Here is a 9,795-nt window from a genome sequence, read left to right on the forward strand (position 1 = left end):
GCTTATCCTTCGTCGCTCACGAACGTCCCTGCCGGACGCGAGCCAGCCTTCTTGCGCGCGGAGCGCTTGTCGAAGGGCACGTTGAGTTCGGTGTTGATTTCGCGGACCACGGTATCGACCTGGCCGAGCACTTCCTCTTCCGAGAAGCGCAGCACGCGGATGCCGACTTCGGTGAGCTTGCGGTCCTGCAGTTCGTTGACGTCGGGGTTGGAATCCTCGGCGCTCAGCTGGATCACGATCCAGCGCGAAGGGCAGGCGAAATCGACGATCGCCGAGCCGACGATCGACTGCCGCGTGAACTTCACCCCGCCCAGCTGCGAGCCGGACAACTTCGCCCACAGCGCCTTCTGCGCCTCGCTGGGGTTGCGGCGCTGGTCCCTGGCGCGCTCCTTCAGCGTTTCGAGGCGCGTGCCGGTAACGGCGAAGCTGGCCTTGGCGTCTGCCTTCGGCCCGTTGGAGGCGAGGCTGATGCCCAAAGTCTTGCGGGCGGCGGTCATGGTTTCTGGTCCTTCGTTATTCATGTCGGGGGAGGGGGGTCAGCCCACGCTCCCCTCAAGGCTGATGCCCAGCAGCTTCTGCGCTTCCACCGCGAATTCCATCGGCAGCTGCTGCAGCACTTCCTTGGCGAAGCCGTTGACGATCAGTGCCACCGCCTGTTCGGTGTCGAGGCCGCGCTGCATGGCGTAGAACAGCTGGTCGTCGCTGATCTTGCTGGTGGTCGCCTCGTGCTCGATCTGGGCGCTGGGGTTGCGCACTTCGATATAGGGCACCGTATGCGCGCCGCACTCCTTGCCGAGCAGCAGCGAATCGCACTGGGTGAAGTTGCGCACGCCATCGGCGTTGGCGCCCACGCGGACGAGGCCGCGATAAGTGTTGTTGCTCTTGCCTGCCGAGATGCCCTTGGAGATGATCGTCGAGCGGCTGCCCTTGCCGTTGTGAATCATCTTGGTGCCGGTATCGGCCTGCTGGTAGTTGTTGGTGACCGCCACCGAGTAGAACTCGCCCACCGAATCCTCGCCGTTGAGCACGCAGCTGGGATACTTCCAGGTCACCGCAGAGCCGGTTTCCACCTGGGTCCAGCTGATCTTCGAACGCGCGCCCTGGCACAGACCGCGCTTGGTGACGAAGTTGTAGATGCCGCCCTTGCCGTTGGCATCGCCCGGATACCAGTTCTGGACGGTGGAGTACTTGATCTCCGCATCCTCCATCGCGACCAGCTCGACCACGGCGGCGTGAAGCTGGTTCTCGTCGCGCATCGGCGCGGTGCAGCCTTCGAGGTACGAGACGTAGCTGCCCTTTTCGGCGACTATCAGCGTGCGCTCGAACTGGCCGGTGTTCTCCGCGTTGATACGGAAATAGGTGCTCAGCTCCATTGGGCAGCGCACGCCCTCGGGAATGTAGACAAAGGTGCCGTCCGAGAAGACCGCGCAGTTCAGCGCCGCGAAGTAGTTGTCATGCACGGGCACCACGCGGCCCAGCCACTTCTTCACCAGCTCCGGGAATTCGCGGATCGCCTCGGAGATCGAGCGGAAGATGACGCCCGCCTGCTCCAGTTCCTTGCGGAAGGTGGTGGCGACCGAAACCGAATCGAACACCGCGTCCACCGCGACCTTGCGCGCACCCTCGACGCCGGCGAGCACTTTCTGCTCCTCCAGCGGAATGCCCAGCTTTTCGTAGACGCGCAGGATCTCGGGATCGACCTCGTCGAGGCTGGCGAGCGCATCCTTCTTCTTGGGCGCGGCCCAATAGTAGGATTCCTGGTAGTCGATCGGCGGAATATCGAGCTTCGCCCAGTCCGGCGGGGTCATCTCCAGCCACTTTGCGTAAGCCTTCAGGCGCCAGTCGAGCATCCATTCGGGCTCGTCCTTCTTGGCCGAGATGAAGCGGATGGTGTCTTCGGACAGGCCCTTGGGACCGTATTCCTGCTCGATGTCCGAGGACCAGCCGTGCTCGTACTCGGCGACGCGGGCTGCCGCCTCGCGCGCGGCCTGATCGCGTTCTGGCGCGATGGGGAGGGTTTCTTCGGTCATCTCAAACTTCCTCAACGAGCTGGGTCAGCGCCACCTGGGCGAGCGCCCCGCGCACGGCCGCATTCACCTGCGGCCAGTGGCCTTTTACGTTGCAACAGGATTCCAGCGTGCAGTCGCTTTTCGCGCGATCGATGCAGGCGGTGAGGGCGATCGGCCCTTCCACCGCCTCGACGATGTCCGCCAGCGAGATCGTGGCGGGAGGCCGTGCGAGTCGCAGACCCCCACCGACACCGCGCGACGAACGCATCAGTCCGGCTGCGGAGAGCTTGCTCACCAGCTTCTGGACGGTAGGAGCAGGCAGGCCGGTTTCCTCCGCCAGCTGGGCGGCGGAAATGCGCGCACGCTTGCCGCCCGCCTGCTCGATGAGCGAACAGGTGCCGCAATGCCGCGCCGCAGCGGACATTATGACGACGGCATAGTCTGTCATACTCGACAGGCGCATGAACGGGCTTTCTGGTTCCTGTGTTTAAATCGGATCAATTCTTTCCGATTTGCACCTAGTGCAGCGCGCGGCGGGTTTCAATGGCCGTTTCGCACCTGCGAGCGGTTCGCACGGTTGATCGCTGCCGCGCCATAGCTCGTCGCAAAAGATACGCAAGCCATGGAAAAAGGCTTGCTTAACGGTCGATCTATGGGAGCTTGCCGTCAAGAAGCGCGAAAAAAGGCGGTTCCCGATCGAAATCGGAAACCGCCTTAAGTTATAAAGAACTCGAGCGCATCCCGCTACGAGCCCTTCGGGTCGCAGGACTCGTGTATGCTCCGGATGGGTCGATTTATTGTATAAACGCGACACGTTCGCAGGTCTGGATGGCTCGGGATGACCCCTAACGGGCTTTTTCATCTCGCACCGCAGCAGAAGAAGCGTTTGAGCAACACTCCCGGGGGCGTTATGCGCACGCTCGTGCTCTATTCCCTCATCCGACCCGCCCTTTTCCGAATCGAGGCCGAGAAGGCCCATGGTCTTGCGCTCAAGGCCCTGAAGCTGTCCGGACCCGGCAGTGCGCCGCGCACCGATCCGGCTTTGGCCAGCACCGTGGCGGGAATCGCCTTCCCCGGCCCGGTCGGCATGGCCGCCGGGTTCGACAAGGATGGCGAAGTGCCGGACGCGCTGCTCGGCCTGGGCTTCGGGTTCGCCGAAGTCGGCTCGATCACGCCGCTGCCGCAGGCGGGCAACCCGCAGCCGCGTCTGTTCCGGCTGGTCGAGGACCGCGCGGTCATCAACCGGATGGGCTTCAACAACGGCGGCGCGCAGGACGCGGTCTACCGGCTGGAGGCGCGTGTGCGGCGTCCGGGCGTTGTCGGCATCAACATCGGCGCGAACAAGGATTCGACCGACCGCGTCAACGACTATGCGATCATGGCGCGGCTGATGGCGCCGCTGGCGGGCTACCTCGCGGTCAATATCTCCAGTCCGAACACGCCGGGTCTGCGCGCCCTGCAGGACGAATCGGCGCTGACCGGGCTGCTCGACGCGGTGATCGAATCGCGCGACGAGGCTTGCGGCGCAGGGCACCGGCCTCCGGTCTTCCTCAAGGTTGCACCCGATCTCGAGCCCGCCGACGTCGACGCCATCGCGCGAATCGCCATCGACAAGCAGTTGGGCGCGCTGATCGTGTCCAACACCACGATCTCACGGCCGCCGCTGGCCTCGCAGCACAAGGGAGAAACCGGCGGCCTCTCCGGCGCGCCGCTGCGTGATCTGGCGCAGCAGCGCCTGCGCGATTTCCGCAAGGCGACCGGCGGGGCGATGCCGCTGGTCGGCGTGGGCGGTATCGCCAATGCGGCGGACGCCTGGGCGCGCATCCGGGCGGGGGCGAGCCTTGTCCAGCTTTACAGCGCCATGGTCTACGAAGGGCCGGGCATCGCCAAGGCCATCAACAAGGGCTTGCTCGAACTGATGCGCCGCGATGGCTTCGCATCGATTGCAGAGGCGGTTGGAACCGAATAAGCCTTTCTGCAATGTCCGGAAAGCTGATCCTGGGGCTGACTGCCTCGCTCGCCCTCTCTGGTTGTGCCGCGACGACGGCGACCATCCCTTCGCAACCCACTGCGAGCAGTCCTGCCGTAACCGGACCTGCCGTTTTCGACGCCGGTATGGTCAGCGCTGCCGATCCTCGTGCGGCGGAGGCGGGGGCCTCGATTCTCCGCCGCGGCGGCAGCGCCACCGACGCGGCGATCGCAACGATGCTGGCGCTAACCGTGGTCGAGCCGCAAAGTTCGGGCATCGGCGGCGGCGGTTTCCTGATGCTCGGCAACGAGAAGGGCGAGGTCGAATCGTGGGACGGGCGCGAGACTGCGCCGAAGGCTGCGACCCCCGCGCGTTTCCTCGACGCCTCGGGCCAGCCTTTGCCGTTCCGCACCGCCGTCGTAGGCGGGCGCAGCGTCGGCGTGCCGGGCAACATCGCACTCGCGGCGAAGATTCACGCCGAGCATGGACGCCTGCCATGGGCAGACCTGTTCCAGCCCGCGATCGACCTTGCACGCGAAGGCTTCACGCTGTCCCCGCGCGGTTTCCAGTCACTCTCGCGGCAGCCCGACACCGGCGCCCATGATGCGCAGGCGCGAGGCATCTACTACGGCGCGGACGGCAAGCCGCTCCCCGTCGGCACGACGATCCGCAACCCGGCGCTGGCGAGCACGCTGGAAATGCTCGCAGCCAAGGGGCCGGAAGGGTTCTACAAGGGGGACCTCGCGCGGGAGATCGCCGCCAAGGTCGCGGCCGAAACCCCCGCGAACGGCAGGATGACCGAGGCGGACATCGCCGCTTTCGCGGCGAAGGAGCGGCCGAGCACCTGCGCGAAGTACCGGGTCTACAAGATCTGCAGCATGGGGCCGCCGTCTTCGGGCGCGACCACGGTGCTGGCGACACTGATCCAGCTGGAGGGCTTCGACCTCGGCAAGCTCGGGCCGGACTCGCCGGTCGCCTGGCACCTCATCGCCGAATCCGAGCGGCTGGCTTATGCCGATCGCGACCTGTTCCTTGCCGATCCCGATTTCGTGAAGGTGCCGGTCGCGGCGCTGATCGATCCGGCTTACCTCAAGCGGCGCGGGGCGCTGATCTCCGCCGATCGGACGATGCCGACCGTGAGCGCCGGGCTGCCCGCGCCCAAGCTGGCTGTGGGTCGTCATTACGTCGAGCACGGCACCTCGCACTTCGTCGTCGTCGACAGGCAGGGGGACGTGGCCTCGTGGACATCGACGATCGAGAGCGCCTTCGGTTCGGGCATCATGGTTGGCGGGTTCTATCTGAACAACGAACTGACCGATTTCAGCTTCACGCCTGAAAAGGACGGCGCGGTCGTCGCCAACCGGGTCGAGGGCGGCAAGCGTCCGCGCAGTTCGATGGCGCCCACCATCGTCTATGGCCCCGACGGCAAGCTGCTGTTCGTCGTCGGCGCCGCAGGCGGGGCGACGATCCCGGTACAAGTCATCCGCGCGCTCGTCGGCGTGCTCGACTGGAAGCTGCCGGTGGACAAGGCACTGGCTCTGCCCGTGCTTTTCGCGCCGAGCGACACGATCAACGTCGAGAAGGGCTCGCCGCTGGAGGCGATGATACCGGCGCTACAGGCGCTCGGCCACACATCGGTCCGGGCGATGGAGATGCCGCTCAAGACCAACGGGGTGCTGGTGGTGGACGGCAAGCTGATGGGATCGGGCGATCCGCGTACCGAAGGTGTCGCCGTTTCGCAGTAAGCTTGTGGCAACCCGCCAGCCCACCTAGACGTTCGCCTACAATACAAGTTCGTAAGGATACACCGGGGGCCGCCATGAACATTGCCGATTTCGACAGCAGCGCCAACGTCGTGTCGCTGTTCCTCGCCCGCGCCGACGCGCTGGGCGAGGCGCCGATGCTCTGGGCAAAGCACGATGGTCAGTGGCGCTCGATCAGCTGGGCCGAGGCAGCGCGGCGCGTGTGCCTGATCGCCGCATCGCTGCGCCGCATGGGCCTGCAGGATGGCGAGCGCGTGCTGATCGTCTCGGAGAACCGGCCCGAATGGTGCCTTGCCGACCTTGCGATCATGGCGGCGGGCTGCGTGACGGTGCCGACTTACACCACCAACACAACGCGCGATCACATCCACATCCTGGAAAATTCCGGCGCCCGAGCGGCGATCGTCTCGACCGCGAAGCTGGGCAAGGCGCTGCTGCCGGCCGTGGTGCAGACCGACATGTGCCGCCAGGTCATCGGTCTGGAGCCGCTCGTGCCGATGCAGGGCGGGGCCTATGAAACGCATATCTGGGACGAACTGCTCGAAGGTGATGCCACCTCGGCGCGCGCCGAGGTCGATCGGCGGATCGCGGGCATCGGCCGTACGGACCTCGCCTGCATCATCTACACCAGCGGCACCGGCGGCGCGCCGCGCGGGGTGCGCCAGCATCACGGCATGCTGCTGTCTAACGTGGCGGGCGCCGCGCAGATCATCGAGCAGGACTTCGGCTGGGATCGGGGACCGGACAAGCGCGAGATTTTCCTTTCGTTTCTGCCGCTCAGCCACGCTTACGAGCACACCGGCGGCCAGTGGCTGCCGATCGGGCTGGGCGGGCAGATCTATTATTCGGAAGGCCTCGACAAGCTCGCCGCCAATATCGAGGAAGTGCGCCCGACCGTGATGGTCGTGGTGCCGCGCCTGTTCGAGGTGCTGCGCACCCGCATCATGAAGCAGATTGAGAAGCAGGGTGCGGTTGCCAACCGCCTCATGGACTGGGCGATCGGTGGGGGCATGCGCCGTCTGAACGGCAAGCGCGGGCTGCTCGACTATCCGCTCGACCTGGTGATCGAGCGGACCCTCCGGCCCAAGATCCGCGCCCGCTTCGGCGGGCGGATGAAGGCGCTGGTTTCGGGCGGGGCGCCGCTCAATCCGGAGATCGGCGTATTCTTCGACGCGATGGGGCTGACGCTGCTGCAGGGCTACGGCCAGACCGAGTCGGGGCCGATCATCAGTTGCAACCGCCCGTCGGCGGGCGTGAAGTTCGACACCGTCGGCCCGCCGATGCGCGGGGTCGAGGTGAGGATCGCCGCGGACGGCGAGATTCTCGTGCGCGGGGAACTCGTGATGTCGGGTTACTGGCAGAATGAGGCGGCGACGGCGAACGTGCTCAAGGACGGCTGGCTCCATACCGGCGACATCGGCCATATCGACGATCGCGGGCGCATTGCCATCACCGACCGCAAGAAGGACATGATCGTCAACGACAAGGGCGACAATGTTTCTCCGCAGAAGGTCGAATCGATGCTGACGCTCCAGCCGGAGATCGCGCAGACGATGGTTTACGGTGACCGCAAGCCCTACATCGTCGGCCTGATCGTCCCCGACGCCGACTGGGCGCTGCAGTGGGCACGGGATAACGGCGAGACTTTCGATTTCCGCAAGCTGCAGGGGCTTCCGGCGTTCCGCACCGCGCTGCGCAATGCGATCGACCGGGTCAACGCCGACCTCTCGGTGATCGAGAAGGTGCGTCAATACGCCTTCGCCGACGAGCCGTTCTCGATCGAGAACGAGGAGATGACCCCGAGTCTCAAGATCCGGCGGCACAAGCTCAAGGAACGGTACGGCACTCGGTTGGACGCGCTTTATCGCGCGTAAGGAAACGGTGGCGCGCTTCCTGCGTTGACGGGGCAAACGTCAACCATAGCGAGTGCGCCATGCGTGCCTTTCCCTGCCCGAACTGCCGCCGCCTGAATCATTTCGAAGTCCGGGTTTGCCCCGGCTGCCAGGCCACCCTTGGCTACGATCCCGAAATCGACGGCTTCCGCTTCCTGGCCGACGGCGCGACCGTCTGGCGCGATGCCGAAGGTGAGGTGGCCGAAGTGGTCGTATGCGCCAACAACAACGATTATCGCATCTGCAACTGGCTGGTGGCGAGCGACGACACGACGCCGATGTGCCGGGCCTGTCGGCACAACCGCACCATTCCCGACTTGTCCGAACCCTCTGTCCCGTCCCGATGGGCCAGGATCGAGGCAGCGAAGCGGCGGCTGTTCCACACGCTGATGAGGCTGGGCCTCCCGCTGGAAACCAAGGCCGAGGAAGGTCCCGGAACACAGGGCCTCGCCTTCGATTTCCTCTACGATGCGGCGGCGGAGCAGGCGGGCAGTCCGCGAATCTTCACCGGTCACGACTGCGGCGTCATCACACTCAACCTGATCGAGGCCGACGATGCCGAGCGTGAGCGGATGCGCCATGCGATGGGCGAGCCCTATCGCACCCTGCTCGGCCATTTTCGGCATGAAGTGGGCCACCACTACTGGTCGCGGCTGGTCGAGACCGATCCGGCCGAACTGGAGGTTTTCCGCACGATATTCGGTGATGAGCGAATCGACTATCAACAGGCGCTGCAGGCGCACTACAATGACGATGGATCGAAAGTGTGGACCGACGCTTTCGTCAGCTTCTACGCGACCTCCCATCCGTGGGAGGATTTTGCAGAGACCTTCGCGCATTACCTGCACATCGTCGACGTTCTGGCGACGGCGGGCGGTTTCGACCTGTCGCTGGCTCCGCTGCCGGGCGACGAGGTCGGGCTGGAGGTGGAGCTGGATTTCAATCCCTACACGGCCGACACCCGTGCGCTGACCGAAGCGATGGGGCCGCTCTCCTTCGCGATGAACGCGATCAACCGCTCGATGGGGCAGCCGGATCTTTACCCCTTCCACCTGTCCGACGCGATCGTCGCCAAGCTGGACTACGTCCATAACCGGGCGGCGAAGGCACGGGCAGGGGGCTCTGTCGTCGAGCCGGTGCCGGCTTAAGCGGCTTCCTTCTCGATGAACTCGGGATAGAAGCTCGGCTCGCGGTCGGACCAGCCGGGCGCGGTGGCGGCGGCTTCGCTGATCGAGTGGAGCAGGGTGCGGCGGCGGTCAGGGCGGATCTGCGGCAGTGCTGCGGCTCCGCAGAAGGCCCCCGGGAGCCACGGCCGTGCCCAGCCGCCTAGCAGGCGCTCGTAGAGGAAGCGGAAGGCGGAGAAGCTCGTCAGGCGTTCCTGCGCGAGGTCGAATGCGGCCATCCGGACCAGCTTGCCCATGAAGGCGTCGACGTCGTCGAAGCTGTAGTCGTCCGGCCGCATCGCGCGCAGGGCCTTGAGGTCCTGATAGGCCACATACTGCTTTCGGATCGAGGCCAGTTCGTCCTCGTCGCGCGCCCAGAGCTTGAAGGCATCCTGGCGGCCGAGGCCGATGTCGAGACTGCGCCGGATGTAGCGCTGCTCGCTGGGGGAGAAGCTGGCGAATTCGCGCAGTTCGTTGATCGTCAGACTAGCCGTACCTGTGTGGGCCATCGTGATTGTCCCTGATGTGTCGGGAAGATCCCCGTCACGAGTCGGATTTAACCACGATCATCCTTTCTGGACGGTTTACGATGCAAAGGTTTGTATGCGCAGTTTGCCGTCAGAAACGGGAAAGCTGGAGGGCCGTCCCGTTTCGGTACGAAGTGCTCAGATGAGGCCGGCGAGGGGGCTCGACGGGTCGGCATAGCGGCGCTGGCCCATGCGGCCGGCGAGATAGGCGTGGCGTCCGGCTTCGACCGCCAGCTTCATCGCGCGGGCCATGCGGACAGGTTCCTTCGCCTCGGCGATCGCGGTGTTCATCAGCACGCCGTCGCAGCCCAGTTCCATCGCCACGGCGGCTTCCGAAGCGGTGCCGACGCCTGCATCGACTAGCACCGGCACCTTGGCGCCCTCGACGATGAGGCGCACGGTCACCTTGTTCTGGATGCCGAGGCCCGAGCCGATCGGCGCGCCCAGCGGCATCACCGCGACGGCGCCCGCG

At 65.5% G+C, this 9,795-nt stretch carries 8 protein-coding genes and 1 pseudogene; 4 read left to right on the top strand and 5 right to left on the bottom strand.

Going from position 1 to position 9,795, the window contains the following annotated elements:
• Positions 1-2: 2 nt before the first annotated feature.
• Genes LH128_RS09395 through LH128_RS09405 form a run of 3 tightly spaced genes read right to left on the bottom strand, consistent with a single transcriptional unit; the run spans position 3 to position 2,472 of the window.
• Positions 3-497, bottom strand: coding sequence for an endonuclease domain-containing protein (locus LH128_RS09395; protein WP_008829382.1), 495 nt, complete (start codon positions 495-497; stop codon positions 3-5).
• Between the two features lie 39 nt (positions 498-536).
• Positions 537-2,030 carry a Fe-S cluster assembly protein SufB gene (sufB, locus tag LH128_RS09400; protein ID WP_008829383.1) on the bottom strand — a complete coding sequence of 498 codons (1,494 nt, stop codon included), beginning with the start codon at positions 2,028-2,030 and terminating at the stop codon, positions 537-539.
• A 1-nt stretch (position 2,031) separates the two neighbouring features.
• Positions 2,032-2,472, bottom strand: coding sequence for an SUF system Fe-S cluster assembly regulator (locus LH128_RS09405; RefSeq protein ID WP_008829384.1), 441 nt, complete (start codon positions 2,470-2,472; stop codon positions 2,032-2,034).
• Positions 2,473-2,919: 447 nt separating this feature from the next.
• Here LH128_RS09405 and LH128_RS09410 point away from each other — a divergent pair, with 447 nt between their 5' ends.
• From LH128_RS09410 to LH128_RS09425, 4 genes are all read left to right on the top strand, one after another.
• Positions 2,920-3,978 (top strand): quinone-dependent dihydroorotate dehydrogenase, encoded by a 1,059-nt coding sequence (locus tag LH128_RS09410; protein WP_008829385.1) that lies wholly within the window; start codon positions 2,920-2,922, stop codon positions 3,976-3,978.
• A gap of 11 nt (positions 3,979-3,989) precedes the next feature.
• Positions 3,990-5,723, top strand: coding sequence for a gamma-glutamyltransferase (gene ggt, locus LH128_RS09415; protein WP_008829386.1), 1,734 nt, complete (start codon positions 3,990-3,992; stop codon positions 5,721-5,723).
• Positions 5,724-5,797: 74 nt separating this feature from the next.
• The gene (locus LH128_RS09420; RefSeq protein ID WP_008829387.1) at positions 5,798-7,615 is read left to right on the top strand and encodes an AMP-dependent synthetase/ligase; all 1,818 of its coding nucleotides are present in this window, start codon (positions 5,798-5,800) and stop codon (positions 7,613-7,615) included.
• Between the two features lie 59 nt (positions 7,616-7,674).
• On the top strand, positions 7,675-8,781 hold the full coding sequence (locus LH128_RS09425; protein ID WP_008829388.1) for a zinc-binding metallopeptidase family protein: 1,107 nt from the start codon (positions 7,675-7,677) through the stop codon (positions 8,779-8,781).
• Here the strand turns inward: LH128_RS09425 and LH128_RS09430 are convergent.
• A complete protein-coding gene (locus LH128_RS09430; RefSeq protein WP_008829389.1) occupies positions 8,778-9,305 on the bottom strand; it encodes a hypothetical protein in 528 nt (175 codons plus the stop codon). The two genes, LH128_RS09425 and LH128_RS09430, sit on opposite strands and share 4 nt — an antisense overlap.
• Positions 9,306-9,461: 156 nt before the next feature.
• A pseudogene (locus LH128_RS09435) lies at positions 9,462-9,795 on the bottom strand (thiazole synthase); the annotation flags it as partial.

It is taken from the genome of Sphingomonas sp. LH128 (assembly GCF_000293195.2).
Taxonomy (GTDB): Bacteria; Pseudomonadota; Alphaproteobacteria; order Sphingomonadales; family Sphingomonadaceae; genus Novosphingobium; species Novosphingobium resinovorum_A.

Coding starts and splice junctions, on each gene's coding strand:
- LH128_RS09410 (WP_008829385.1), top strand. CDS start 2,920: ATGCGCACGCTCGTGCTCTATTCCCTCATCCGACCCGCCCTTTTCCGA.
- LH128_RS09430 (WP_008829389.1), bottom strand. CDS start 9,305: ATGGCCCACACAGGTACGGCTAGTCTGACGATCAACGAACTGCGCGAA.
- LH128_RS09425 (WP_008829388.1), top strand. CDS start 7,675: ATGCGTGCCTTTCCCTGCCCGAACTGCCGCCGCCTGAATCATTTCGAA.
- LH128_RS09420 (WP_008829387.1), top strand. CDS start 5,798: ATGAACATTGCCGATTTCGACAGCAGCGCCAACGTCGTGTCGCTGTTC.
- ggt (WP_008829386.1), top strand. CDS start 3,990: ATGTCCGGAAAGCTGATCCTGGGGCTGACTGCCTCGCTCGCCCTCTCT.
- sufB (WP_008829383.1), bottom strand. CDS start 2,030: ATGACCGAAGAAACCCTCCCCATCGCGCCAGAACGCGATCAGGCCGCG.
- LH128_RS09395 (WP_008829382.1), bottom strand. CDS start 497: ATGACCGCCGCCCGCAAGACTTTGGGCATCAGCCTCGCCTCCAACGGG.
- LH128_RS09405 (WP_008829384.1), bottom strand. CDS start 2,472: ATGCGCCTGTCGAGTATGACAGACTATGCCGTCGTCATAATGTCCGCT.